The sequence below is a fragment of the Acidaminobacter sp. QWL-03 genome (genome assembly GCF_058683855.1).
In genome coordinates, this window is record NZ_CM178752.1 from 181,858 (window position 1) to 208,394 (window position 26,537).

The 26,537-nt window shown below is 46.7% G+C and carries 21 protein-coding genes and 1 other RNA gene; all 22 read left to right on the plus strand.

What is annotated here, in order from left to right:
• The first annotated feature begins 75 nt into the window (after nt 1-75).
• The 22 genes from AC4PHM_RS00770 (at nt 76) to AC4PHM_RS00875 (ending at nt 26,327) form a co-directional block, all read left to right on the plus strand.
• Complete coding sequence (locus tag AC4PHM_RS00770; RefSeq protein ID WP_492018998.1) at nt 76-1,629, plus strand: ABC transporter ATP-binding protein; 1,554 nt, start codon at nt 76-78, stop codon at nt 1,627-1,629.
• Nucleotides 1,613-2,734, plus strand: coding sequence for an ABC transporter permease (locus AC4PHM_RS00775; RefSeq protein ID WP_492018999.1), 1,122 nt, complete (start codon nt 1,613-1,615; stop codon nt 2,732-2,734). Before AC4PHM_RS00770 ends, AC4PHM_RS00775 begins: the two co-directional genes overlap by 17 nt.
• Nucleotides 2,731-3,669 (plus strand): ABC transporter permease, encoded by a 939-nt coding sequence (locus tag AC4PHM_RS00780; RefSeq protein ID WP_492019000.1) that lies wholly within the window; start codon nt 2,731-2,733, stop codon nt 3,667-3,669. Before AC4PHM_RS00775 ends, AC4PHM_RS00780 begins: the two co-directional genes overlap by 4 nt.
• A gap of 247 nt (nt 3,670-3,916) precedes the next feature.
• Nucleotides 3,917-4,717, plus strand: a complete 801-nt coding sequence (locus AC4PHM_RS00785; protein WP_492019001.1) for an XdhC family protein — start codon at nt 3,917-3,919, stop codon at nt 4,715-4,717.
• Nucleotides 4,714-5,520 (plus strand): selenium-dependent molybdenum cofactor biosynthesis protein YqeB, encoded by an 807-nt coding sequence (gene yqeB / locus AC4PHM_RS00790; protein ID WP_492019002.1) that lies wholly within the window; start codon nt 4,714-4,716, stop codon nt 5,518-5,520. The genes AC4PHM_RS00785 and yqeB overlap by 4 nt, the downstream gene beginning before the upstream one ends.
• Before the next feature lie 23 nt (nt 5,521-5,543).
• Nucleotides 5,544-6,971, plus strand: coding sequence for an RNA polymerase factor sigma-54 (rpoN, locus tag AC4PHM_RS00795; RefSeq protein ID WP_492019003.1), 1,428 nt, complete (start codon nt 5,544-5,546; stop codon nt 6,969-6,971).
• A gap of 175 nt (nt 6,972-7,146) precedes the next feature.
• Nucleotides 7,147-8,217, plus strand: a complete 1,071-nt coding sequence (locus AC4PHM_RS00800) for a sugar-binding transcriptional regulator (RefSeq protein ID WP_492019004.1) — start codon at nt 7,147-7,149, stop codon at nt 8,215-8,217.
• Nucleotides 8,218-8,239: 22 nt separating this feature from the next.
• Complete coding sequence (gap, locus tag AC4PHM_RS00805) at nt 8,240-9,256, plus strand: type I glyceraldehyde-3-phosphate dehydrogenase (RefSeq protein WP_492019005.1); 1,017 nt, start codon at nt 8,240-8,242, stop codon at nt 9,254-9,256.
• Between the two features lie 192 nt (nt 9,257-9,448).
• Nucleotides 9,449-10,651, plus strand: a complete 1,203-nt coding sequence (locus AC4PHM_RS00810) for a phosphoglycerate kinase (protein WP_492019006.1) — start codon at nt 9,449-9,451, stop codon at nt 10,649-10,651.
• A 17-nt stretch (nt 10,652-10,668) separates the two neighbouring features.
• Nucleotides 10,669-11,415: a triose-phosphate isomerase gene (gene tpiA / locus AC4PHM_RS00815; protein ID WP_492019007.1), complete on the plus strand. Its 747-nt coding sequence runs from the start codon at nt 10,669-10,671 to the stop codon at nt 11,413-11,415.
• A gap of 11 nt (nt 11,416-11,426) precedes the next feature.
• Nucleotides 11,427-12,974, plus strand: coding sequence for a 2,3-bisphosphoglycerate-independent phosphoglycerate mutase (gpmI, locus tag AC4PHM_RS00820; RefSeq protein ID WP_492019008.1), 1,548 nt, complete (start codon nt 11,427-11,429; stop codon nt 12,972-12,974).
• A gap of 16 nt (nt 12,975-12,990) precedes the next feature.
• Complete coding sequence (gene eno, locus AC4PHM_RS00825; protein ID WP_492019009.1) at nt 12,991-14,280, plus strand: phosphopyruvate hydratase; 1,290 nt, start codon at nt 12,991-12,993, stop codon at nt 14,278-14,280.
• A gap of 266 nt (nt 14,281-14,546) precedes the next feature.
• Nucleotides 14,547-14,783 (plus strand): preprotein translocase subunit SecG, encoded by a 237-nt coding sequence (secG, locus tag AC4PHM_RS00830; RefSeq protein ID WP_291404894.1) that lies wholly within the window; start codon nt 14,547-14,549, stop codon nt 14,781-14,783.
• Nucleotides 14,784-14,830: 47 nt separating this feature from the next.
• The gene (locus tag AC4PHM_RS00835) at nt 14,831-16,804 is read left to right on the plus strand and encodes a sodium-translocating pyrophosphatase (protein WP_492020437.1); all 1,974 of its coding nucleotides are present in this window, start codon (nt 14,831-14,833) and stop codon (nt 16,802-16,804) included.
• Between the two features lie 169 nt (nt 16,805-16,973).
• On the plus strand, nt 16,974-19,112 hold the full coding sequence (gene rnr, locus AC4PHM_RS00840) for a ribonuclease R (RefSeq protein WP_492019010.1): 2,139 nt from the start codon (nt 16,974-16,976) through the stop codon (nt 19,110-19,112).
• A gap of 3 nt (nt 19,113-19,115) precedes the next feature.
• On the plus strand, nt 19,116-19,934 hold the full coding sequence (locus tag AC4PHM_RS00845; protein ID WP_492019011.1) for a Cof-type HAD-IIB family hydrolase: 819 nt from the start codon (nt 19,116-19,118) through the stop codon (nt 19,932-19,934).
• Between the two features lie 187 nt (nt 19,935-20,121).
• Nucleotides 20,122-20,625, plus strand: a complete 504-nt coding sequence (gene smpB / locus AC4PHM_RS00850; RefSeq protein ID WP_492019012.1) for an SsrA-binding protein SmpB — start codon at nt 20,122-20,124, stop codon at nt 20,623-20,625.
• 150 nt (nt 20,626-20,775) lie between these two features.
• Nucleotides 20,776-21,132: a transfer-messenger RNA gene (ssrA, locus tag AC4PHM_RS00855) on the plus strand.
• A 1,059-nt stretch (nt 21,133-22,191) separates the two neighbouring features.
• Entirely contained in the window at nt 22,192-23,514 is a 1,323-nt protein-coding gene (locus tag AC4PHM_RS00860; RefSeq protein WP_492019013.1) for a trypsin-like serine protease, read from the plus strand.
• Between the two features lie 116 nt (nt 23,515-23,630).
• Nucleotides 23,631-24,131 (plus strand): immunoglobulin-like domain-containing protein, encoded by a 501-nt coding sequence (locus tag AC4PHM_RS00865; protein WP_492019014.1) that lies wholly within the window; start codon nt 23,631-23,633, stop codon nt 24,129-24,131.
• A 422-nt stretch (nt 24,132-24,553) separates the two neighbouring features.
• The gene (locus AC4PHM_RS00870) at nt 24,554-25,075 is read left to right on the plus strand and encodes a DUF805 domain-containing protein (protein ID WP_492019015.1); all 522 of its coding nucleotides are present in this window, start codon (nt 24,554-24,556) and stop codon (nt 25,073-25,075) included.
• Between the two features lie 523 nt (nt 25,076-25,598).
• A complete protein-coding gene (locus tag AC4PHM_RS00875) occupies nt 25,599-26,327 on the plus strand; it encodes a 4Fe-4S binding protein (protein WP_492019016.1) in 729 nt (242 codons plus the stop codon).
• Nucleotides 26,328-26,537: the final 210 nt, after the last annotated feature.

Here is a 26,537-nt window from a genome sequence, read left to right on the forward strand (position 1 = left end):
TGACAAGCAATCTTTCTGAGTCGGATGTTACGACATCCGACTCAATTTTTATCGAGCAGACTGGAGGGATCAATAGTGCCTCATGTTGTAGAAATGAAGAAAATCACAAAGAAATTCCCAAACGTCATAGCGAATGATGAAGTCGATTTCACTTTGGAACAGGGAGAAATCCATGTTCTGCTGGGAGAAAACGGCGCAGGGAAAACGACTTTGATGAACCAGCTCTACGGACTTTATACGCCAACTTCAGGCGAAATTTATATTCATGGCAAAAAAGTTGATATTAAAGATCCAAATGTCGCCATCAGCTACGGAATAGGCATGGTGCATCAGCACTTCATGCTGGTGGAGCCATTTACTGTTGCGGAAAATATCATCCTCGGCTCTGAACCCAAAAAAGGCATCAGACTTGATATTGAAAAGGCCAGAGCGGATGTTAGGGAAATATCCAATTTATATGGGTTGCAGGTGGATCCGGATGCTGTGATTCATGATATCACTGTAGGCATGCAGCAACGCGTCGAAATCCTGAAAGCGCTTTACAGAGGCGCTGAAATTCTGATTCTCGACGAGCCAACGGCAGTTTTGACACCTCAAGAGATCGAAGAGCTCGGTGTCATTATGCACAGACTGACGGATCAGGGAAAATCAATAATTCTGATTACCCACAAACTGAAGGAAGTTTTAGCGTTGAGCGACCGGGTCACTGTGATCAGGCGAGGAAAGAACATCGAGACTTTGGTCAATGAGAATACTTCCGTGGATCAATTGGCTGAGCTGATGGTTGGACGCAAAGTTCAGCTTGAAGTCGAAAAATCACCTCGCGAGCCGGGGGAGGTCCTTCTTCAGGTTGAGAATTTGCGTTGCCTGAACAATCGGAAAGTTCCTGTTCTTAAGGGCTGCAGCTTTGACGTTCGCGCAGGTGAGATCCTCGCCATTGCTGGCGTGGATGGCAATGGACAGACGGAACTGGTCGAGGTGTTAACCGGACTCCGAAAACCAGAATCAGGGAGTATCCGCTTTTCGGATAAGGACATTTATAAAGCCCATACCAAAGATATCATTGAAAAAGGCATCTCGCATATTCCGGAAGACCGGCAAAAGCGAGGGCTTGTCATGTCTCATACTCTGGCGGAAAACTCAATTCTGGGCAGCCACAAAAAAGAGCCTTTCAGTAAAAATGGCATCATGAATTATCCCAAAATTCACGACTACAGCCGTGGGCTGATCGCTGAATTTGACGTCAGAACGCCTAGTGAGAACGTTGCTGCAAGCGCTTTATCCGGCGGCAACCAGCAAAAACTGATCGTCGCCAGAGAGCTCATGCGTGATCCCGTGATGCTGATCGCGTCACAGCCGACTCGCGGCGTGGACGTTGGCGCCATTGAGTTCATTCATAAGCGGCTCGTCGAACAAAGGGACCATGGCAAAGCTGTTCTGCTCGTTTCTTTGGAACTGGATGAAGTTATGGCGCTTGCGGACAGGATCGCTGTCATCTATGACGGCGCAATTGTAGGTCTCGTTGAAGGCAGCAAAGCGACTGAGCGTGAACTTGGCATACTCATGGCAGGCGGTTCCCTGAATAAAACTGATAAAGATAAGGAGGGGGATCATGGAAAAAACAACTGAAAGCCGTTGGGCTCAGCTATGGGACAATTTTAAATTCCCATTGCTGTCCATTTTTCTCGCCTTTTTGATTGGCTCCATCTTTATAATTATGACCGGAAACAATCCTTTCGTGGCCTATTATGCACTGATCAGCGGCAGCATGTTCGGTATGAGTCGTATTGGTGAGACTTTATTGAAAACAACACCACTGATCTTTACAGGATTGTCCATTGCGTTTGCGTTTCGATGCGGACTCTTCAATATTGGCGCGGAAGGTCAGTTTGTCATGGGCACGCTATTTACTATAACCGCCGGTTATCTTTTTAGAGACCTACCAGCGCCAATACTGATCCCGGTAATCCTGACTGCGGGGGCTCTTGGCGGTGGCCTATGGGCAGCGATTCCGGGAGTTTTAAAGGCAAAGCTGGGTGTACATGAAGTCATTGTCACAATAATGCTCAATTACACTGCGCTCTTTTTAACGAACTTTTTTATTCGGACCTCTTTAAATCCATCCACCCTGCAAGGGGATGTCCAAAAGGCGCATTCGGTGATTCTTGGTGAGAACGCCCGGTTGTCGAATATGTCTGATTTGATGCCGATATTTGGAAACTCCAGTCTTCACACGGGCATTTTTATTGCCATAGCCGCGGCATTTGTAATGTGGTTTTTGCTTTACAAAACGACTATGGGCTACGAAATTCGTTCAGTCGGCTCTAATCCATTTGCCTCTGAATACGGCGGCATCTCAATTTCGAAAAACATCATCAAAGCTATGTTTATTTCAGGTATGCTTTCAGGTTTGGCCGGTGCGACACTGGTCTCCGGGTTGACTTTCAAGATCGACCAGGCGCCTGCTTCGGCAGGTTATGGCTTTACTGGCATTGCAGTCGCCCTGGTGGGTAAGAATCACCCGCTGGGTGTGCTTGCCAGCGCGCTTCTGTTCGGCATCCTGGCTAATGGCGAACGGAAAATGCAGATCGCAGGGATTCCAAAAGAAGTCGTTGGTATTATTCAAGGCATCATCATCATCTTCATCGCTGGTGAAGCGATTCTGCAGTACTTCCCGGATCTGAAGAAAAAATTCAGGCGGAAAGGTCCTAAAACGGAGGTGGCTGAGAAATGATGATTATTATTATGGCCATTCTCGCGTCGACTCTGCGTCTGGCGACACCGTTGATTTTCGCGTCCATCGGCGGGGTTTTCACTGAACGCTCCGGTGTGGTTAACATTGCACTGGAAGGGATCATGATCATGGGTGCGTTTTTTGCGATTTTGACATTCAGATACGTGCCTAATCCATGGGTCGCAATTCTAGTGGCCATGACTATGGGCATGCTGACATCGCTGATCCTCGGTGTTCTCGCGATTCATCTCAGGGCGAATCAGGTCGTCGCAGGTGTTGCCATCAACCTGTTGGCAGGAAGTCTTGCGGCATACCTTCTTGAGGTCATTTATGGCCGTTCGGGACAGACGGATCCAATTCGCGGCGGACTGTCCAGAAGTCCTGAAACGCTGCAATTTCTTAATGACATACCGGTTTTAGGCAGTTTTTTCAGCGGTCTCAATCCATTCGTCTATTTGGCGTTCATAGTGGTCATCATTGCCTACTTCGTGCTGTTTAAGACGCCGTTCGGATTACGGGTCAGAGCAGTAGGGGAGCATCCAAAAGCAGCGGATACTGTGGGCATCAACGTCTATAAAATTCGCTACATCTGCGTATTGATTTCCGGTGCGCTTGCTGGTCTGGCTGGTGCATCGCTGTCGATAGGTGCAGTCAACATGTTCCGTGAGGGCATGACCTCGGGCAAAGGCTTTATTGCCCTTGCCGCTATGATCTTTGGCAAGTGGCACCCAGTTGGAGCGTTGATGGCCTGCCTGTTCTTCGGATTCGCTGAAGCTATTGAAATTCAGGCGTCCACACTGGGAATCGGTTGGATTCCTTCAGAATTTCTTAGAATGCTTCCTTACGTCGCGACCATACTGGTTCTCGTCGGTGCTGTTGGAAAAGCCGTGGCGCCAAAAGCCAGCGGCCAGCCCTACGATAAAGCGCATCACTGATTTCCTGTTAAGAAGTGTCAAAATGGAGGTGGGGACCTTGGGGTCCTCGCCTCCATTTTTTTACATTGGCGTTTGAAACTTAACTTTGAAACGATAGTAAGATCGTCAATGTTAGACCATGGCTTCTTTTTACCTTCAATTTGAAGCAAAATAAGAGTATAATAAGAGTACTGCTGAAAATCATGCGGTGCCTGGATTAGAATCTGAATGGCACTTTATACGTGGTATTGAAGATAGGAGTGAGCGCATGCTTGATCTATACGAACGTGCATCAGAATTGGTGAAAGCCAATGTGCCGTTTGCCATGGCCACAATAATTGAATCCAAGGGTTCTACGCCACGCCACAGCGGAAAGATGATAGTTCTGGAAGAGGGCGGAATTATTGGTACCATAGGCGGCGGATTAGCTGAAAAAACAGTGATTGACCGCGCTCTGGAGGCTATTAAGTGCGGCAAGTCAGAAATGGTAGAGATGGTTCTGAATAGTGATGCGCCGGATGGACTGCCTATGCACTGCGGCGGCGGACTGAAGGTTTTTGTTGAAGTCCATGTGACACGCCCAAGCCTGGTATTGGCCGGTGGAGGTCATGTGAACATGAGTTTGTATAAATTTGCCCTTGAACTGGGCTATGACGTGGTCATAGTTGAGGACCGCGCATCATTTGGAAATCCTGTGCGCTTTCCTGAAGCCAGAGAGATTCATGTCCGTGATAACATGGCTGAAGCCATGAAGCTGGCACGAGTCGATTCGAACACGTATATAATCATTGCGACAAAAGATAGTGATGAAATGGCACTTAGAGAAGTCATCCGTTCAGATGCCGCCTATATTGGCGTCATAGGCAGCCGGCGCAAAGTTTCAATAATTCTTGACCATTTAAGACAGGAAAATGTGGATGAGGCACTTCTGGAGCGGGTTCACGCACCAATTGGACTTGACATAGGAGCTGAAACGCCGCCTGAAATTGCCATAAGTATTTTGGCCGAAGTGCTCATGGTTATGAAAGAGGCTTCAGGAAAATCCATGAAGGAGCTGAGACCCAGGTGAGACTTGGCGTTGAGGAATTGCGCATATTGGTAAGAGGCGCCGGAGACCTGGCGACCGGCGTCATTGCAAAGCTTCATGAATCTGGCTTCAAGGTCGTCGCAGTTGAAATTGCCCAGCCTACGGTGATCAGAAGAACGGTTTCCTTTGCTCAGGCGGTTTTTGACGGGGAAACCTTTGTAGAAGGTATACGCGCTGTGAGAGTTGAATGGCCGGATGTAGAATCCGTTTGGGCTGAGAATGCGGTGCCTGTTGTAGTAGACCCCAGATTGGAGGGCCTCAACCGAATGAGGTTTGATGTGGTTGTCGACGCGATCATTGCGAAGCGCAATCTTGGGACGACTATAGATATGGCACCAATTGTCATTGGACTGGGACCCGGTTTTGAAGCCGGAAAAGATGTCCATGCAGTTATAGAGACCATGCGCGGTCATTATCTGGGCCGCGTCTTATACAATGGCATACCTGAACCGGATACAGCTGTTCCCGGCTTGATTGGCGGCTTCGCTGGTGAGCGCGTCATTCGTGCGCCTAAGGATGGCATCTACAAACCTCTTGCCAAAATTGGCGAGCGTATTGAAGAAGGCCAGGCCGTTGCGGAAGTGGACGGAGAGCCGGCTATAGCAACAATATCCGGCGTATTACGGGGTCAGCTCAGCGATGGGCTTCGCGTGACGAAGGGCTTTAAAGTGGCTGACGTCGACCCTCGCGCCGAAGAAGATCATTGCCTGACAATCTCAGACAAAGCCAGAAGCATTGGCGGAGGCGTACTGGAAGCTATTCTGCACCTCGCCCGTGCTATCTGAATGAGGACTGGAGTTGCTTTAAAATGAAGATGAACATGAATCTCAATATGATCCAGACCCAAAAATTGATTATGACTGCCGAGCTGAAGCAAGCTATTGAAATTCTTCAGTATAATTCGGTTGAGCTTAAAGAGTTCATTCAGGAGGAGCTGATGACCAATCCGGTGCTTCAGCTGCAGTCCCAGGATGAGGCGCCTACGCCTGCCGTGAATGAAGTGCCGGCGCCGCTGAACGAGCCGGTTCAGGAACAAGCTCAAATCAATGGTCTGGACAACATAAACTGGAAAGAAGTTTCTCAGAGCATGAACCGAGAACGGGGTTCTAGTGTGTCATCCGAGGCCAGAGACGACGAGTTTTCCTATGAAAGTTTTCTGCCTGCCAAAGAAAGTCTTTACGACCATCTGGCCTTTCAGCTTTGTATGAGTGATCTGAAAGGGATGGATTATGACGTCGCGCAGTTTCTCCTTGAAAATATTGATAAGAACGGTTATCTCGATCTGCAGCTTAATGAAGTACTTGATAGGTTTCCAATTACAGTGGAGGACTATGAGCGAATTCTGGCAGTGATCCAAACCTTTGATCCCCCGGGCGTCGGCGCCAGAAATCTTGCTGAATGTCTTAAGATTCAATTGCTGGCGAATGGCAGCGATCTTCACCTTCTCGCCGCAGAAATCATTGAATTTCATCTTCAGGATCTCGCCAACAATAGGATTCAAAATATAGCGAAAGCTTTAAGTGCCACGCTTGAAAAGGTTCAGGATGCCTGTGACCTGGTAAGGGGGCTTGAGCCAAAACCAGGCCGTGCATTTTCCTCAGAAGACGAGACCAGATATGTGGTGCCGGATGTCGTGATTACTAAAAATGAGGGTGACTACGTGATCCTGGTCAGTGATTCAACGGCACCTAAGCTTTACATCAATGATTTTTACAGACGCATTTTGGAAAGTGATCAGCAAAATGCAGCCTCTGATTATATCAGTAAAAAACTCAGTTCGGCTATGAAACTGATCAAGAGCATCGAGCAGCGCCGCAACACCATTTATAGAGTGGTTGAATCCATATTGGAGGTTCAATCGGATTTTTTTGAGAAAGGCCCTATGTATTTGAAGACTTTGACGCTAAAAGACATAGCCGAGCGAATAGGCGTTCATGAATCCACGGTCAGTCGGGCAGTCAGTGGAAAGTACCTTCAGTGCCCTCATGGTCTTTTCGAGATCAAGTATTTCTTTCAGAGCGGCGTTTCCAGCGAAATGGGGGAGAGCGTGTCTTCGGAATCCATCAAAAAAATCATGAAAGAACTGGTAGATCGGGAAGATCCCAAAAAGCCCCTCAGTGACCAGCAACTCATGGAAGAACTGAACCAGATCGGCATCATAATTTCCAGGCGTACTGTTGCAAAATATAGGGATGAACTTCTGATTCCATCCTCTTCAAAGCGCAAGCGGTTTTAAATTTCATGTCACTTTGTTAAAAGTACATGAACTGAACATAATCACCAGAATATGGGTTGCATCATCCACTCAATGTGTTAAAATAAGTTGGGTGGATATTTTTTTTGCAACACAGGGACAAAAATGGGACATGAGGACTTTTTAAGTCCCGCGAAAATTGGAGCTGGAGGTGTCTATGTTTTCAAATCATGCTTCCGAAGATGAAATGATGCATTTATCAGAAGTCGCGGTCATGCTGAGAAGCGCTGCACCGGAACTGGTAGAAGCTTTAGCGTCACGTTACAGGATTCTGAGTCTCCTCCAAGATCATCAGCCTATCGGAAGGCGAAACTTGTCAACCCAGCTGGGGTTGACAGAACGTGTTGCCCGCAAAGAAGCCCTGATCTTGAAGGAACAAGGCTTGGTTGATTTTTCGCTTGAAGGTATGTATCTGACGAAAAAAGGCTATGAAGTCTATGAACTTCTGAAGAGGTACTTTCAGAATCGCTCTGGGCTTATTGAACTGGCACAGCTGCTGGAAAAGAAACTTGGCATTCGAAAAGTTATACTGGCGCCGGCACAGGATTCGCAAAATGAGGCAGCTGCACAAAAAGAGCTGGGAAAGGTGGCAGCGCACTATCTTAAAAAAGTGATTCAAAGCGACAGTGTCATTGGCATTACAGGAGGAACAACGGTTCAAAGCGTCATTGACAGCTTCCGTCATGACAAAGAGGTTTTTCCAAACGCCATGATTCTGCCAGCACGTGGCGGCGTCGGCAATCGCGCAGAGTATCAGGCGAATACACTCGTCGAGCGCTTCGCAAACAGCTTGGGCTGTCAGTACAAGCTTCTCTTCACACCGGATATATTGTCAAGAGATACGATCAGCAGCCTCAAGAATGAACCTGAGATCAGAGAACTGATGTTATTGATCGAAAAGATCACTGTCCTTCTTTTTGGCATTGGCGATGCTTTAACAATGGCAAATCGTCGTGGTTTAAATCAGGAGGAAATTGGTATCATTAAGAGTAGGGGCGCAGTTGCAGAAGCCTTTGGACACTATTTTAACCGCGAGGGCGAGATCGTGTATGAAATCAGCACCATCGGCATCACCCTTGAGCGGTTCAGAGCCATACAGAGCCCGGTGGCCGTAGCAGGCGGGCTGGGAAAAAAGGATGCCATTGTTTCAGTTTGCAAACTGCACTCGGGGCTAATTTTGGTCACGGATGAGGCAGTCGCAAGAGCGATACTAAATGACACAAATTAACTTACACTCAAGGAGGATAATCATGAGAAAAACAAGAGTAGCCATTAATGGATTTGGAAGAATTGGAAGAAATACATTTAGAATTTATGCAGGAATGAAAGATCCGAATTTTGAAATCGTTCTGATCAATGGACCAAAGGATGCGGCATCTCAGGCGCATCTGCTGAAGTACGACTCCCTGTTTGGAAAATTTGACGGTGAAGTTTATGCAGAGGGCAGCAGCCTATTCGTCAATGGCAAGGAAGTTAAAATTACATCCGAAAGAAAGCTGGAGAATATGCCTTGGGCGGAGCATGACATTGATGTTGTCATCGAAGCCTCAGGCGCTTTCAGAACTGGGGAAGAGCTTGCCAAGCACATTGAACGCGGCGCAAAGAAAGTCCTCCTGACAGCCCCAGGGAAAAAAGAGGACATCACTATTGTCATGGGTGTCAATGAAGGTCTGTATGATCCATCAAAGCATCACATTGTATCCAACGCTTCCTGCACGACGAACTGCCTCGCGCCGTTTGCCAAAGTGCTCCTTGAGAACTTCGGCATAGTCAAGGGTCTGATGACGACTATTCACTCTTACACAAATGATCAGCGCATCCTGGATGGTTCTCACAGTGATTTGCGACGTGCCCGCGCCGCGGCCGAAAACATTATTCCTACCTCTACAGGCGCCGCTCAGGCTGTTGCACTGGTCATTCCGGAACTCAAAGGAAAGTTCAATGGATTCTCACTTCGCGTACCTACACCTACGGTTTCAATTGTAGATATGGTCGTCGAGACCGAGAAGAAAGTTACAGCTGAAGAAGTGAACGCAGTATTGAAAGCGGCTTCTGAAGGCCCGCTCAAAGGGATTCTCGGATTTTCTGATGAACCGCTTGTCTCAATGGACTATAAAATGGATGAGAGATCTTCAATTATTGACGGTCTTTCAACAATGGTCATTGGCGACAACATGCTGAAAGTCGTTTCGTGGTATGACAATGAATGGGGCTATTCTGCACGCGTCGTCGACCTTGTTGCCTATATGGTTGGTAAAGGGATCTAAGCTTAAACGATTTGAATCGAACTCCGGACCGGAGAAGTGGTATTCGTGCGATGGCGCATTGGATCCTCAGCCGGTCCGGGTTTTTCATAATGTTCGGAGTTGTGGCAGATCATGTCACATTGAGCAAAATATGCCTTCGGTGACGGCATCAGGCTGATGGTGACAACATTTTTTTGAGAGGGAGGATGCTTAATGGTGTACAATAAGAAGAGTGTTGAGGATCTCGTTGTGAAAGACAAGCGTGTTCTGGTGCGGGTGGATTTTAACGTACCGTTAAAAGATGGCGTTATTACGGACGAAAGCAGAATCACCGGCGCTTTGCCAACGATTCGCTATTTAATGGAGAATGGCGCAAAAGTAATCCTGTGTTCACATCTTGGAAAGCCCAAAGGTGACAATCTGGCTGCCTTTTCACTGGCTCCTGTTGCTAAGCGTTTGTCAGAGATCTTAGGTATTCCGGTGGGATTCCCTGAGGAAATGGAAGTTGTCGGTCCTAAAGCTCGCGCAGCGGTTGAGCGCATGAAAGCAGGAGAAGTCATACTGCTCGAAAATACACGCTTCAGAAGTGAAGAGACCAAGAATGGCGAAGCCTTTTCCAAAGACTTGGCCTCAATTGCAGATTGTTATGTCAACGACGCCTTTGGATCTGCACACCGAGCGCATTCTTCCACAGTCGGTGTCACCGAATTTGTGGAAGCATCTGTTTGTGGTTATTTGATTGAAAAAGAGCTGAAGTACCTGGGCGCTGCGGTGACACAGCCTGAGAGACCGCTTGTCGCTATTTTAGGCGGCGCGAAGGTCTCAGATAAGATCGACGTCATCCGCAATCTTCTGGAAAAAGTCGACGCGCTGGTTATTGGCGGCGGTATGGCATTCACATTCTTGAAAGCACAAGGATATAATATCGGGACATCTTTGCTTGAAACTGATAAAATGGAGTATGCCCTCGAAATGATCGAGAAAGCAAAGGAAAAAGGCGTTGAGCTTCTCCTTCCTGTCGACCATGTCTACGCGGATGCATTTTCCGCTGACGCCGTACCTCAGGTTTCGAGCGACGCTGAAATTCCAGAGGGCTTTATGGGGCTTGATATTGGGCCTAAGACTGTCGAGAATTTCAAGCGCGTTATTAAAGGCGCGAAAACTGTGGTCTGGAATGGACCAATGGGCGTATTCGAATTCAAGTCTTTTGCGACGGGGACCTTTGAAGTGGCGAGTGCCTTGGCTGAGTCTGATGCCATCACTGTCATAGGCGGTGGGGACAGCGCGGCTGCTGTCAATCAGCTGGGCTTTGGCGATAAAATGACCCACATTTCCACCGGAGGTGGCGCTTCGCTGGAGTTCCTCGAAGGAAAAGAGCTGCCGGGTATTGCGGCACTTGATGACCGAAACGCTTAAAAATCAGGAGGACATTCATGCGAAAACCTATTATCGCAGGTAATTGGAAGATGCACATGAACATGACAAGCGGCAGTGAATTTATAAGAGAAGTTGCCGCGGGACTTGGCGAAACGGAAGTCGAAGTGGTCCTCTGTGTGCCGTTTACTTTAATTCAGCCTCTAAGTGTCTCGGCTGAGGGAACACCAATCAAAATTGCTGCTCAAAATATGCATTTTGAGGACTCAGGCGCTTTCACCGGAGAAATCTCAGCGGAGATGCTTAAAGAAGCTGGAGCAACTTATGTGGTCATAGGTCACTCAGAGCGGCGTCAATACTTTAATGAGTCAGACGAAACCGTCAATCTGAAACTCAAAAAGGCACATGCGGCAGGTCTTCTGCCTATTGTCTGCTGTGGCGAAACTCTGGAAGAACGTGAAGCGGGGAGCACTGAAGCGGTTGTCCGTCGTCAGCTAAATGCAGCCTTTGAGGGCGTTTCACCAGAACAAGCGGTTAAGACAATCATTGCCTATGAACCGGTGTGGGCGATTGGCACAGGCAGAACAGCGACGGCTGCCCAGGCTCAGGAGGTCATTGGTTTTATCAGAGGTCTGATTGAAGCGAAATATGGCGATGTGATATCAGAGGAAGTTCGGATCCAATATGGCGGCAGCGTTAAGCCAGACAACATTGAAGAGATCATGAATGAAATCGATATTGATGGTGCTTTGGTGGGCGGCGCAAGTCTCAAGCCGGACAGTTTTCTCTCTCTTGTCAACTTTTAAGGAGATGTGCCATGGAAACAATTAAATCACCTGTCATGTTGATTGTCCTCGACGGTTGGGGATACAATCAAAATTTAGAAGGCAATGCCATTGAAGCGGCGAAAACACCCGTTTTCAACCGTTTGATCAAGAGCAGACCCCACGTTCTCGTGGGCGCAAGCGGTATGGATGTCGGTCTGCCAGATGGGCAAATGGGCAATTCAGAGGTCGGGCACCTGAACATTGGCGCCGGACGCATCGTTTATCAGGAACTGACAAGAATCACCAAGTCCATCAGAGACGGCGACTTTTATGAGAATCCGGCTTTGGCAGGCGCGGTGGACAATGCGCTGAAAACCGGCGGCAAACTCCACTTATTGGGACTTGTATCTGACGGCGGCGTCCATAGTCATCTGGATCATCTGAAGGCACTGGTGGATCTCGCGTCAGGAAGAGGACTGGACCAAGTCTTTATCCATGCTTTTCTGGATGGCAGAGATACATCACCAACCAGCGGACTGCGATTTGTGGAAGAGCTTGAGGGCCATTTAGCGCCAGTACAAGGAAAAGTTAAAGGTAAAATCGCTACAGTCAGCGGCCGCTATTATGCGATGGATCGGGACAAGCGCTGGGAACGGGTAGAAAGAGCTTATAACGCCTTGGTCCATGGTGAAGGTCACAGTGCTGAAAGCGCACTGCAGGCAATAAAGGATTCTTATGCTAAAGAGGTACTGGATGAATTTGTCGAGCCGGTAGTCATACAGGAAGACGGCAAACCGGTCGCGCAGATTCAGGAAGGTGATTCTGTCATCTTCTTCAATTTCAGGCCGGATCGCGCAAGGGAAATGACCCGTGCGCTGGTGGATCCATCCTTTGACGGTTTCAACCATCACTATTTCCCACTTCACTATGTGTGTATGACGCAATACGACATCACAATGCCAAATGTCAGCGTAGCCTATGCGCCCCAGGACATTAACAATACACTGGGCGAGTATCTGAGTACCCTTGGCAAACGGCAGCTCAGAATTGCTGAAACTGAAAAATATGCCCACGTCACCTTTTTCTTTAATGGCGGGGTTGAGGCTCCAAATCCTGGGGAAGACCGCAAGTTGATTCCTTCGCCAAAAGTTGCGACTTATGATCTCAAACCTGAGATGAGTGCACCTGAGGTAACAGAGGGCGTTTTGGAGGCCCTGGACAGTCATCAGTATGATTTGATTGTTCTAAATTTTGCTAATCCCGACATGGTAGGTCACACCGGCGATTTCGATGCTGCCGTTAAGGCAGTTGAAACCGTGGATCAGTGTCTGGGCAGGATTCTTGAAAAGCTCGAGGCATTGAAAGGCAGTGCAATTGTCACGGCAGACCACGGAAACGCAGAAATGATGATTGATTACGAAACCCATGAAAACTTTACAGCGCATACGACTAATCCGGTACCGTGTATTTTGATTGCCCAAAGCGACAAAAAACTTCGCAGTGGCGGCAAACTTTGCGATTTGGCACCGACGCTTCTGGAACTGATGGGCCTTAGTAAGCCTGAAGAAATGACAGGCATAAGCCTGATAGAAAAATAATTGGAGGGATTATATTATGTCAACTATTTTGGACATTTATGCCAGAGAGATTCTCGATTCACGAGGCAATCCAACCATTGAGGTCGAAGTTTACCTCGAAGACGGCACTATGGAACGCGCAGGTATTCCATCAGGCGCATCCACAGGCGCTTTCGAAGCTGTTGAACTCCGCGACGGCGATAAATCCCGCTACCTTGGGAAAGGTGTTTTAACGGCCGTCAATAACGTCAATGAGATCATTGCACCTGAATTGATTGGCATGAGTGCCTTTGACCAAACTGAAATCGACCGCATCCTTCTTGAGCTGGATGGAACGCCTAATAAAGCCAAGCTCGGTGCCAATGCCATCCTGGGTGTCTCCATGGCAGTAGCCAGAGCCGCTGCGAAATCCCTTGGACTTCCACTTTATCAGTATCTTGGCGGCGTCAACGCTAAAACGCTTCCGGTTCCAATGATGAATATCCTCAATGGCGGTTCACATGCGGACAATAACGTGGATATTCAGGAATTTATGGTTATGCCGGTCAGCGCCAAGAGCTTTGTCGAAGCAGTGCGAATGGGCGCAGAAATCTATCATGCTCTGAAGTCCGTACTCAAGTCAAAAGGTCTGGCTACAGGAGTAGGTGATGAGGGTGGCTTTGCGCCTAACCTGGCATCTAACGAAGAAGCCATCAAAGTTATTTTGGAAGCCGTCGAAAAAGCTGGCTACAAGCCTGGTGAGGATATCCGTCTCGCTATAGACGCAGCAGCTTCGGAATTCTACAATAAAGAAAAGGGCAAGTATGAGCTGTCAGGTGAAGGCGTAGAAATGACTTCTGAAGAACTTGTCAATTATTATGCCGGCCTCGTCGAAAAATATCCTATCATCTCAATTGAAGACGGTTTTGATGAAGAGGATTGGGCGGGTTGGAAGCTGATGACTGATACGCTGGGCAGTAAAATTCAGATCGTTGGCGACGACCTCTTCGTTACAAATGTTGAGCGTCTCTCTCGCGGTATTGAAAGCAAAACTGCGAACAGCATTCTCGTCAAGCTGAATCAGATCGGGTCCATCACAGAAACACTGGACACTGTTGAAATGGCGAAACGTGCCGGCTATACGGCTGTCATTTCACACCGCTCCGGCGAGACTTCAGATTCGACTATTGCAGACGTCGCTGTCGCTCTCAACGCAGGTCAAATTAAAACCGGAGCGCCTGCAAGAATCGATCGTGTTGAGAAGTACAACCAATTAATCCGCATTGAAGAAATGCTTGGCGAGTCTGCAAAATATGCAGGACTCAGTGCCTTCTACAATCTTAAATAATTTAATCTTCTCAAAGTGCCTGAATCGGCAGAGGGGGGAATTTGGTGTTGAAGCGCCTGACGGCCATCAGCACCATTTTCCTTCCTTTTCTTTCGGTCGTGATTTTATAAAATGCAAGTCAATGAACAATACATTGCAATTTCAACAAATAGTTCAGTTTTGACCGAAAGTTTCTAAATATACAATATACAAATCCAGTTGATTTAACAAAATCACTATGTTAGAATAATCCATGGTAAACAACTCATTTGAGGAGGAAATAATTAATGGATACTTTTGTGATGATCATCGTCGTAATAGCATCACTTGTCCTGATCGCAAGCGTACTGCTGCATTCGGGAAAAAGCGCGGGACTTTCAGGTTCTATCGCCGGCGGCGCTGAGCAGTTGTTCGGAAAGCAAAAAGGCAGAGCTTATGACGATTTATTGGACAAAATCACCAAGATTGCGGCAATCGCATTTATTCTCTGTACCCTTCTGCTTGTGTATCTTCAGGGCAGATAATATAACAACAACACACTTTTAAGGAGGAGACAGATTTGAATTTCAGCATGATTTACGCAGCACCGGTTGCAGGACTCCTTGCTCTGGCGTTTGCATACTACCTTGTATCCGCAAAGATCAATTCGGTCAATGTGGGAACAGAGCGTATGAAGGAAATTTCCTCATACATTCATGATGGTGCCATGGCGTTCTTGAGAAGAGAGTACAAGACGCTGGTCATCTTCGCCGCGGTTTTATTCGTCATTATTTCAATTGGCATCAACTGGCAAACAGGTGTGTCCTTCCTTGTAGGCGCATTCTTTTCTGCACTTGCGGGTTTTATAGGCATGCAGGTCGCTACCAAGGCCAACGTTCGTACTGCGAATGCCGCTAAGGAGAGCGGCATGAACCGTGCATTATCCGTTGCGTTTTCCGGCGGCGCTGTCATGGGGATGTCCGTTGTCGGACTTGGTATTATTGGCGTCACAGTGCTTTATTTGATCTTCAGGGACGGCACCATCATTACAGGTTTTGGCCTGGGCGCTTCCTCTATTGCACTCTTCGGGCGTGTTGGCGGCGGTATTTATACCAAAGCAGCTGACGTCGGCGCTGACCTCGTCGGTAAAGTCGAAGCCGGCATTCCTGAGGATGATCCAAGAAACCCTGCGGTTATCGCTGACAACGTTGGTGACAACGTTGGCGACGTCGCTGGTATGGGCGCTGACCTCTTCGAGTCTTACGTTGGCTCCATTATTGCTGCTGTAACCCTTGGCTTTGTCCTTTACAGCGAACCAGGCATTCTTTACCCAATCGCGCTTTCAACAGTAGGCATAATTGCGTCAATCATCGCAACCTTCTTCGTTAAAGGCGACGAGAAGTCCAATCCTCATAAAGCCCTTAAAATGAGTACTTATGTCAGCTCAGGCATCGTTATCATAGCGGCATTTGTTCTCTCCAATATGGCGTTTGGCAACATGAACGCTGCTTTCGCTGTCGTCGCCGGTCTGATCGCAGGTACACTCATCGGTCAAGTCACTGAAATTTACACCTCCGGAGATTACAAGTCCGTTAAGAAAATTGCGGCGCAGTCCATGACGGGTCCTGCGACGACGATCATCAGCGGCCTTGCTGTCGGTATGTACTCCACTGCAGTGCCAATCATTCTGATTGCGCTCGCAACGTTGGTTTCCTACAAGTTCATGGGTCTTTACGGCATCGCGCTTGCGGCTGTCGGAATGCTGTCTACCACTGGTATTACGGTTGCGGTCGACGCCTACGGTCCTATTGCGGACAACGCTGGCGGTATCGCAGAAATGTGCGAATTGCCTAAAGAAGTTCGTAAGATCACAGATAAGCTTGACGCGGTGGGCAACACGACTGCAGCCATCGGCAAAGGCTTTGCCATTGGCTCTGCTGCGCTGACGGCACTCGCTCTCTTCGCTTCTTTTGCTACTGCGGCGCAGATCCAAAACATCGACATTCTCAACCCGAATGTCGTCGTAGGACTCTTTGTCGGCGGTATGCTGCCGTTCCTGTTCTCTGCAATGACTATGGAATCTGTTGGTAAGGCTGCCTATGAAATGATCGAGGAAGTTCGCCGCCAGTTCCGCGACATTCCGGGCATCATGGAAGGCAAAGCTGTGCCTGAGTACGCGAAGTGCGTTGACATCTCAACCGCTGCCGCGCTCAAGGAAATGATGGTTCCAGGCCTTATGGCGGTCATCTCCCCAATCGCAATGGGTCTGATCCTCGGCGTAGAGGCCCTCGGCGGCATGCTCGCCGGCGCCCTCGTCACAGGCGTTCTCATGGCGATTTTCATGGCCAATGCAGGCGGCGCGTGGGACAACGCGAAGAAATTCATTGAAGAAGGCCACCACGGCGGCAAAGGCAGCGAGCCACACAAGGCGGCTGTCGTTGGCGATACAGTAGGCGATCCATTCAAAGATACGTCCGGTCCTTCCATCAACATCCTGATCAAGCTGATGACAATTGTTGCGCTCGTCTTCGCGCCACTCTTCATTCAGATGGGATCACTGCTCTAATAGCTTGTGATTTAGACCCCTCCGGCACTTCACTGTGAAGTGTGCGGAGGGGTTTTTAGTTTCTTTTGCCGATGGTTAGGGTATATAAACAATGATTTATCGCTTCATGATTTGCATGAAATATCTGCTGTCAACGCCAACCCGACGATCCCTTAACAGGAGGTTTCCCATGAAAGACCGAATTCTAGACGCCATAGAAAACCACTATAAACAGCCTGTCTTTGATTATGTTCTGGAAGAGTACCTGGAAGTCAGCGCCCAGGACAAGGGCTTGTTTTACAGCGCCCTTGAAGAAATGGCGGCGGCGGGCACCATCGTGGCTACCAAGAAGAAAAAGTATGGAACACCTGAAATGTTTGACATGACCATAGGGAAGGTCGACATTGCCCAGCGCGGCTTTGGCTTCCTTATGGTGCCCGGAGAGAAGGGCAATGATATCTTCCTCCCTGAGCCTGAGCTGGAAGGCGTATTCCAGGGGGACACCCTCCTGGTTAAAATCGTAAAGCGCTCTGCCGATGGTCGCCGCCGCGAAGGCGCCGTGGTTAAAGTTCTCTCCAGGGGGGCCACGCAAGTGGTCGGCACCTTTAAGATGTACAAGAAGTATGGTCTGGTCGAGCCTCAGGATCCAAAGATCGGAACGAACTTCTACGTCCACCTCGCGAATACCAACCAAGCCATGGACGGTGACATGGTTGTTCTAAAAGTCACTGACTGGCCTAAAGGCTCCAAAATTCCAGGCGGCACCATAGTCGAAGTCCTGGGTAAGAAAGGCGATCCATACGTGGACATCCTTTCTGTCATTCGTAAGTTCAATTTGCCGGAGGCCTTTCCACCTTCAGTTGAGGAGGAAGCGGCATCCTTCCCGGAAGAGTTGGACCCATTGGAAATAGAACGGCGCACGGATCTCAGGGACGAGCTCGTTATCACCATAGATGGTGCGGATGCCAAAGACTTGGACGATGCGATCTCCATAGACACCCTTGAAAACGGCAACCTGGTTCTTGGTGTCCATATCGCAGACGTCACCCATTATGTCAAAGAAGGTTCAGAACTGGATCGGGACGCCTTTGACCGCGGGACCTCCGTCTACATGGTAGACAAGGTTGTGCCAATGCTGCCAAAGCGTCTTTCCAACGGCCTCTGCAGTCTGCACCCAGATGTGGACAGATTTACACTAAGCGTGGACATGGAAATTACACCATCCGGAGAAGTCGTCAAGCATGAGATTTACGAGTCTGTCATTCGTTCAAAATACCGCATGATTTACACGAATGTCTCAGATCTCCTGGAAGATAAAGCTGCCCCGGACATTGCAGAAAAATATAAGGACCTGCTGCCGGAACTGAAGCTCTATGAAGCCCTCGCAAAAATTCTTCGGAAACGGCGCATGGACCGGGGCGCTGTGGATTTCAACTTTGCCGAAGGCAAAGTCATTACAGATGAAAATGGCAAGGCCATTGATGTCATACTGGATGAGCGCCGCGTGGCCAACCGCATGATTGAGGAATTCATGCTGATTGCCAACGAAACGGTGGCGGAACACTACAACCGAATGGACTTTCCGTTTGTCTACCGAATCCACGAAGATCCTGATGAAGAGAAGATTGAGACTTTTATCAAATATCTCTATAATCTTGGTGTCAAAGTCAAGATTGGAAAAGACGGCATTGAACCGAAGACCGTTCAGCAGATCCTCGAGCAGATCGAGGGTCACAAGGAAGAGCACGTGGTCAACAAGCTGATGCTCAGATCCCTCAAGCAGGCCAAATATTCTCCGCTGAATGAAGGCCATTTTGGCCTGGCAGCGGAATACTACTGTCACTTTACGTCTCCAATCCGCCGTTATCCGGACCTCCAGATTCACCGGATCATCAAGGAATCTTTGAAGGGCAAGCTTTCAGAGCGCCGGATCGCCTCCCTCAGACGTATAGTTGAAGAAGCGGCCATTCAGTCCTCCGAGCGCGAGCGTGTGGCAGAACAGGCAGAGCGTGACGCAGATGACATGAAAAAAGCGGAATATATGGCTAACCATGTGGGTGAAACCTTCAGCGGACTCATTTCTTCCGTGCTTAGTTTTGGATTCTTCGTCGAAATGCCTAACACGGTGGAAGGCTTAGTTCATATGTCGAGTCTTGAAATCATGGACGACTTCGATTATGATGAGAAAAGTATGGCCTTGATCGGCATGAGAAGCAGAAAGCGTTTCAGCATAGGCGATCTGGTGGAGGTCAAGCTGATCCGCGTGGATGTGGACCAGCGTCAGGTAGATTTTCAATATCTCCAACATCTTGAAGCAAAGGAAAAGTAGACAATGTATAAATTGATTGTAACGGATATGGATGGTACACTTTTAAATTCTGATAAACAGGTGTCGCCCGAGACGGTTCGGGCGCTGCAGACGTTGATGAAAACCGGTGCCAAGTTCACCCTGGCGACGGGACGGATTTATCGCGCCGCCAAGCGATACGCGGATGAGATTGGCATCACGACACCGCTGATCTGCTGCAATGGCGCTGTCATTGTGGATCCCGTCACGGATGAGCTGTTGTATGGGGTGCCAATTCCTGTGACCATCGGCAGACAGGTCCTGAAGATCGCACGGCGCTATGACGTCTATTTCCACCTCTATGACAAGGAAACGATTTACAGTGAGCGCATGGAGAAGCTGATCGCGTATTTTCAGCGGATCTCGAAGGACCATCCGCCTGAGCACCGGGTACGGACCGAGGTGGTTCCGGACGCGCTGGCGCTCTTTGATCAGAAGGATATTTACAAAATTGGCTTTCACTATGACAACTCGGAGCGCTCGGCTGAGATGCGCCGGGAAATTGAAGCTATAGAAGGGATCACGGGTTATAAATCCCTGGATACCATTTATGATGTCCTGCTGACGGGGGTCAACAAGGGGACGGCGCTGGCGCGGCTGTGCGGGATTTTGGGCGTCAGTCGCGAAGAGGTCATGGCCTTCGGGGACAACGAAAATGACCTGGAGATGTTGGAATACGCCGGCATGGGCGTGGCTATGGCTAATGCCGAGGCGTTTGTCCATGATGTGGCGGATCACGTCACGTCGTCGAATGACGAGGAAGGTGTTCTTAGGGCCCTCGAAGCGGTGTTTAAGTGGGCGTAAGTTTTGTCAGGGTGAATGACCATGTCCAAAGGCATTTGCCGATGGTCATGGTCATTCATCCTGAAAAGGTCATAGACCATTGTTGTTGGCGTTTCTACCGGATAGGAACAAGGTGTTGCGAGCCACTTGACGAGAACGTTTGTTCGTGATATTATTAGAAGGATGAAAAGGTAAGAAGGTGAAAAGCATGGCGGAACGACAAAAAAACTCAGGGTCACAGAAAACAGAGCGTCCTGAAAAGACGGTCGCGCAAAATCGAAAGGCCAGACATGAATACTTCATAGAGGAGACTTTTGAGGCAGGTGTGGTGCTGACCGGCACTGAGGTCAAGTCAATCCGCATGGGACGCGCCAGTATGAGCGACGCATACGCTGAGGTCAAGAACGGCGAAGTCTTCGTGAACAACCTTCACATCAGTCCTTACGAAATGGGCAATGTCTTCAATGTGGATCCGCTTCGGTCCAGAAAACTGCTTCTGAACAAGAAGGAAATTGCGAGACTGACCGGCTACATTCAGCAAAAGGGCTATACCCTAATTCCGCTGCGGCTGTATCTCAGCAGCAAAAATCTGGTCAAGCTTGAACTCGCTGTTGCCAAAGGAAAAAAGCTGTATGACAAGCGGGATTCCATTGCGAAGCGGGATTCCGAGCGCAACATTCAGAAAGAGCTGAGGGAACGGCAGAAGTACTAGGGTTTTGAGTTGTCTTCAGGGATGAGACTGAAGGAAATTTTGAAGGCATTTTTAAGGCATTTGAGAGCGACTCCCTCAAATGCGGCCTGAAACACGTTGATCCTGCAGAGTTTGCGTTTTGTGCGCGAAGTGCTGCTGATCTCATATCATGGGGGCGTATTGGTTTCGACAGGGGTTTAGAGTCATTGGAAGCGAGCCGTGTTTCCTGACCTGGGGTACACGTTAAAGAACTGGGTCACCTTAAATTAAACGCAAACAAAAATTACGCTTTAGCAGCTTAGTCTGCTCGTCAGCCCGAGGTAGCCTACGCCCCCGGGGTCTGACGTCATATCGTGGGGAACAGCTCTTAAGGACGCTTCGACTCTAGAGCGGTATAATTGAAGATCGCCTGACCTCAATCCGGTCACCAGGAGTGAGAGATGGCTAAATTTAAATAGGTGACTGCGCTCGGAGAAACTGATGGCAAAGGGCTTTTGGACAGGGGTTCGACTCCCCTCGCCTCCACCAAAAAATAGAAAAAACACCCAATTGAGGGTGTTTTTTCTATTTTTTGGTGGAGGCTTGCCCATAGCAAACGCTTCGCGTTTGCGAGCCCTGAGCGCGAAGGCGCGAAGGGTCCACCAAAAAACATGTTTTTTGGTGGAATTGAAGGTGGGGAGTCGAAGGTGCAAGCCTTGCCTACCGGCACAGCTTGCTGGTGGGGACCCGGTTCGGGTCGTATGTTTTATGGCGCAGCCAAGTACTTTATACAAAAGATGGGATGAGAGGGTTCATACAGGCGCTTGCTATGACAATATTTTTGACATTGTGTAACAAAGATAATTAGAACGAGAGATCGATATGCCGGTGGCATTTCGCCCCGCCCCGGCGTGAAAGTGAATGCCATGCTAAAGGCACGGCATGATGGTGGGGACCCGGTTCAGCAGTGGGTTATTGGCGAAGCCAGGACAATTAGTTGAGAGATGGAATAAGATGGTTCACGCAAGCGTTAGCGTGACAAAGGTTAGTATACAGCATTTCGATGAAGTTTAGAACAATATAGTGCGTAGCGACTCCCCTCGCCGGGTTGCGAGGGTGTATCGGAGGCGCGAGGGGAGTCGAAGTTGCAAGCCAGGCCTACCGACACGGATTTCAAGCGGGAACCTAGTTCCTCCGATGGTTCTCATTCCTCACTCTCACCAATATATTTCAAATATGGAAGTGTAGTCTCTTTTCTAACACTAACCCATAATTAACTTTTAATGGGTTAGAATTATAAAACAATTTCACTAACTTCTCAATTTACACCTGGTTAAGTCAGTGAAGATGTTGAAGTTGTTTTTGTTGAAATTAGGTGATTGAAAACTTTTCAATTTAGTTAAACGTTGTTTATACGATTTTGGTGACAGGTACGGGGGGAGTCTGGGAAATATAGATAGGTTGTTTCCCGATTATTTACAGTAACATTTTACAATCGGGAAACTATTTGTGGACATGATGGATAAAAATTAAATTTGTGGGTATTGATGTAAATAGTGTGAATGAAATGTAAAATTTGATGTGTCACAAAATGAGGAGGCTTATAAAATGAAAAAAAGTTTAGCATTTATTTTATCACTAGTTATATGCATTGGCTTTTCTTTTTCATTTTCTAATTTGGCACCTGACAATGACCTTCGTACAAACTATTTCACATCAACTGTTTTTGATACTGACAAAATGACTATGGAAGAGTTAGAATTTTATAAAAAATCAATCGCACAATATGATGCAGTAATAGTCTATGATGAGTTAATCGGATCCTTTATTGACCAATATGGTAAAAAAGACGGACTACCTGCAAATTATCCTGAAAATTATGCAGGAGCATACATAAATGATCATGGTAAATTGGTTATCCAAATATCAAGCACAAATAACCAAAGCATTACCTATGCGAAGTTATTAAATGAATATTCTAGTCATATTGACCTAAATGAAATAAAGGAACGAGATGCGACATTTGTAGCCGAGAGTATTGAGAATGTAGTTGAATTTGAGCAAGTAGTTTATTCTTTAAATGAGTTGAATGTCATGATGACCGATACTATTAATTATTTAAACAATCGATTTTCGACGTTAGGTTATTATGTAAACACATTAAACAATTCAATAACCATAATTATAAATAAAGATGAAATTGAAAAAGCAATCAACACTTTAGAAATTGATAATGACTTTAAATCTGTCGTGGGGTATAAGATTCCATTGGTATTTGAATCAGGTGAAATTTCAGAGCCGAGTTTAAACCACATGGGAGGTCAAGGATATTATAATCATGGTTCAGCAGGTGGCTTAACTCTTGGCTTTACTGGCTGGTACAACGGTATTCGCGCCTATTTGACTTGTGGACACACCTCAGCTTTCAATGCTGGTGATACAGCTAAGTACAATAGTACTACGATTGGCACAGTAACTATTAAGCAATGGGCAAATAATGGTAGTGGTGATTGGGCAATAATAAATTTAAATAGTGGTGAGACAATATCCGGGCTAGTTAAACAAAACTATTCAGGGACAATAGTTGGAAAGATAAAAGCTCGTGTAAATTCTGTACCGATAAATACAATTGTGTATAGATTTGGGAATGCTTCTCAAGTTTGGTCTACATTGAAAGTCAATGCTGTTGGTGTTTCAAAAGCATGGTTTGACACACCATCTAATTCAAATTACACAATAAACGGGCTTGTAAGATGTACGTTGCAAATAGGATCCGCAATACAAAATGGAGACAGCGGAGGGCCTTTTGTCATATCAAATGGGAATGATTATTCTGCTGTTGGTACAACTACTGGTGAGGCTAGTAGTAATGCCTATTATAGCCCATTGAGTCATGTGCCAACTAATTTTGCAGTCGAAATTGGTTATTGATTTATAACAATATTTTTTAAAAGCCATTTAATTGCAATCAAGTAAGCAGAATCAGAATATAGACAAATGAAAATGTAAATTATAAATGCAACTTTGAGCTTCAAATGGAGGAAATAATGAAGAAAATTACTCATTTAACTCTTATCTTTTTGATGTTAATTGTCCTATTAATAGTTATCTCGAGAGATGTTAGGGTGGAAACAGTCATGAATAACATTAAATATTCAGTAAAAGATTTGGAACCAACCAAATTTTCGACAGAACAACTAAATAATCTTCCAGGAGTCTCAATTAATTATTTGCAATTCAATAATAGCTCAAATATAATAGAATATGAATTAATAAATAGTACTAATGATACTATTTACTATGGAGACGGAGTAATACTTGAAAAAAATATTAGAGAGAAATGGTATAAGATACCTTATTCTGGAGATGTTGGTTTTCTTGCAATATTGAATTACTTATCACCTTTTGATTCAACAGAAATTAGACTTCCTATGGGTGCGTGGAAATCAGTTACTTCTGGTGATTATAGAATCATACAAGAAGTTTCAAAAAAAGATGGGTCAAATATTCTGTACCCAATAAGCGCTAATTTTACGATTAACAAATAATGCAATTAAGCTCGGACTTGACATTTAAATATTAGTATGGCCAATGAAATGTTTAAATATAAAATGCTAATATGTATCAATAATGGCGTTCTTAGACAAAAACTAGAAAAAACACCCAATTGAGGGTGTTTTTTCTAGTTTTTGGTGGAGGCTTGCCCATAGCAAACGCTCTGCGTTTGCGAGCCCTGAGTGCGAAGCTCGAAGGGTCCACCAAAACGTAAATACAATGAGATGAATATTTGTAAAACCGACCCCGGAAGGTGCAAGCCATGCCAACCGGCACGGCTTGCAGGCGGGGACCCGGTTATTTATCCCAAAATAGGACCATTTGCGGCTAATTGACGTCTTACTGTCGTGGACATCAAAAGGTAATTCATCTATATTTAGTTTATAATCACATAAAAATGAGGTTGAGAGAAAATATGAAAATTGATTTGCATAAGGTTAAAGCTTTAAGGCTAAGTCATGGTTGGTCGCAAGAACAACTTAGTGAGGAAAGTGGGTTAAGTCTTCGAACTATACAACGCGCTGAAAATGGAAGCAAGATCTCTATGGAGTCTCTTAAAGTGCTTGCTAAGGCTTTGGGGGCTGAACCTGATGCGTTGATGACCCATGAAAAGCAACATGCTGCGACGCCAATTGAAGCAGTTAAAATGAGTTTTATTGAATACGCCAACTTTTCAGGAACAGCAACCCGTTATGAATATTGGTGGTTTCTTCTTTTTATGGTCCTGGTAATGGCTGTAGCTGCCCTCATTCACGAAAAACTTAATCAAATTGTTTCAGTTTTTTTCTTAGTGCCATTTCTAGCAGTGGGAGCCCGGAGATTGAATGAGACCGGACGCAGTGTGTGGTGGCAATTATTTTTATTTGTACCATTTGGACAGATTATCGTATTATTTTTGATGGCTGAAAAAGCAAAAAAATCAGAGAATGAGCAGTAACTGCAGTAGGTTGTTGGCTAAGCACTATTATTCATAAGTTGCCATAAGAGGGTACGCGCTTACGTTGAGATGGCAAAAATGCGAAGAATGTGTCAGACACCATTTTCCTTCCTGCAATTGTCATTAAAGGGTATAATGAAATCAATACGTCCTGTAAGAGGTGCACGCCAATTTCAATGACAAAAACAAATAACCGAGATTTTACCCTTCTTAAAGCGCTTCTTTGGATATATATTATTTTATATTTCATTCTCGCAGGCTTAAACTACGGTTATGTCAAGACTGCGCCTGAACCTGTCGGGAAAGCCATTACCTGGTTCTGGCACTTCTATGAAAATTGGATCAAGACAGGGTTTATAATCATCGCCAGTTTTCTTACCTTAAGAATCATAAAGAGCTCCGGACGATCCTCAATGCGAAAAAGGAATTTGACGGGCTTCATCCTGGCAGCTTTAGTGGTTCATATTTTGGCGCCGCTGCTTTTACATAATAACGAACTTTACTTTTTCGCCATGCCTCTGCCGTGGACGACACACCGCTCCAATTATTAATTGAGAATTCATCGTTTTATACCTCAAGATTTCCTCTCTGGGGTGCAGCCGGCATATCAGCGGCTCTGATCTTTTATCTCGTTATCAGCCTGGTTGTGTTCGCTGGCACCATATTGTTCGGCAGGCGCTGGCAGTGCTCGACACTGTGTCTCTTCAACGGCTTTGCTTCTGAAGTCTTCGCTCCAGCGTTTCCTTTGATCGGGAAAAGTAAAAAACCTCAGGTTAAAACAGTCAGATTCCTTATGTTCATGAAGTGGATCATGTTAGTTCTCGCGTTATGTCTTACGGCTTATTGGATCTTGCTGGTGGGTGGGATGCCAATAATTGAAAACTTTAACCTGATTGGGAAACTCGAAATCTACAAGTATTTGAGTGCTGAGCTCCTGATGATGATGTTTTTCTGGATTGTTTTTGTTGGAAGAGGATATTGCTATTATTGTCCGTTAGGGACGGTACTCGGCTTCATCAGCAGGGTTTCGGGACAAAAAATAATCACAACTCTGACAAAATGCATCAATTGCGGCAAGTGCAATCTGGCTTGTCCAATGGCCATAGACCTTCAAAGCAAAGCCCTTAACGGAGAACCGGTTACCTCTCTCAGATGTGTGGGATGCGGTCACTGTGTGGACGCCTGTGCGACGAAAACTCTATCGTACACGACGTCTTTTCTAAGCGCAAGATCAAAAAAACAGTCCCGGTAACAGTACCTGGCAACATCTTGGATGTTGCGGAAGAAGATTCTAATAGAAATCTGAATGAACTATTGCGACCATCGGCAAATTGCTCTTTTAGCTTTTTTGTGAAGCTTAAAGAATGCTGCCGATGGTTTTTCATTTACCAATCAGCCCCATCACTGCTAATCCGGATCAAATAGACGCCGCCTCTTTTTTAATAGGCAATTCTGCTTGAAA

Excerpts from the sequence above, each read along its gene's own strand:
- rpoN (WP_492019003.1), top strand. The coding sequence starts at position 5,544 with ATGAAGATGAACATGAATCTCAATATGATCCAGACCCAAAAATTGATT.
- AC4PHM_RS00860 (WP_492019013.1), top strand. The coding sequence starts at position 22,192 with ATGAAAAAAAGTTTAGCATTTATTTTATCACTAGTTATATGCATTGGC.
- eno (WP_492019009.1), top strand. The coding sequence starts at position 12,991 with ATGTCAACTATTTTGGACATTTATGCCAGAGAGATTCTCGATTCACGA.
- AC4PHM_RS00780 (WP_492019000.1), top strand. The coding sequence starts at position 2,731 with ATGATGATTATTATTATGGCCATTCTCGCGTCGACTCTGCGTCTGGCG.
- smpB (WP_492019012.1), top strand. The coding sequence starts at position 20,122 with ATGGCGGAACGACAAAAAAACTCAGGGTCACAGAAAACAGAGCGTCCT.
- gap (WP_492019005.1), top strand. The coding sequence starts at position 8,240 with ATGAGAAAAACAAGAGTAGCCATTAATGGATTTGGAAGAATTGGAAGA.
- AC4PHM_RS00810 (WP_492019006.1), top strand. The coding sequence starts at position 9,449 with ATGGTGTACAATAAGAAGAGTGTTGAGGATCTCGTTGTGAAAGACAAG.
- AC4PHM_RS00835 (WP_492020437.1), top strand. The coding sequence starts at position 14,831 with ATGATTTACGCAGCACCGGTTGCAGGACTCCTTGCTCTGGCGTTTGCA.
- AC4PHM_RS00800 (WP_492019004.1), top strand. The coding sequence starts at position 7,147 with ATGTTTTCAAATCATGCTTCCGAAGATGAAATGATGCATTTATCAGAA.
- AC4PHM_RS00845 (WP_492019011.1), top strand. The coding sequence starts at position 19,116 with ATGTATAAATTGATTGTAACGGATATGGATGGTACACTTTTAAATTCT.
- secG (WP_291404894.1), top strand. The coding sequence starts at position 14,547 with ATGGATACTTTTGTGATGATCATCGTCGTAATAGCATCACTTGTCCTG.
- gpmI (WP_492019008.1), top strand. The coding sequence starts at position 11,427 with ATGGAAACAATTAAATCACCTGTCATGTTGATTGTCCTCGACGGTTGG.
- AC4PHM_RS00870 (WP_492019015.1), top strand. The coding sequence starts at position 24,554 with ATGAAAATTGATTTGCATAAGGTTAAAGCTTTAAGGCTAAGTCATGGT.
- AC4PHM_RS00785 (WP_492019001.1), top strand. The coding sequence starts at position 3,917 with ATGCTTGATCTATACGAACGTGCATCAGAATTGGTGAAAGCCAATGTG.
- rnr (WP_492019010.1), top strand. The coding sequence starts at position 16,974 with ATGAAAGACCGAATTCTAGACGCCATAGAAAACCACTATAAACAGCCT.
- tpiA (WP_492019007.1), top strand. The coding sequence starts at position 10,669 with ATGCGAAAACCTATTATCGCAGGTAATTGGAAGATGCACATGAACATG.
- AC4PHM_RS00775 (WP_492018999.1), top strand. The coding sequence starts at position 1,613 with ATGGAAAAAACAACTGAAAGCCGTTGGGCTCAGCTATGGGACAATTTT.
- AC4PHM_RS00865 (WP_492019014.1), top strand. The coding sequence starts at position 23,631 with ATGAAGAAAATTACTCATTTAACTCTTATCTTTTTGATGTTAATTGTC.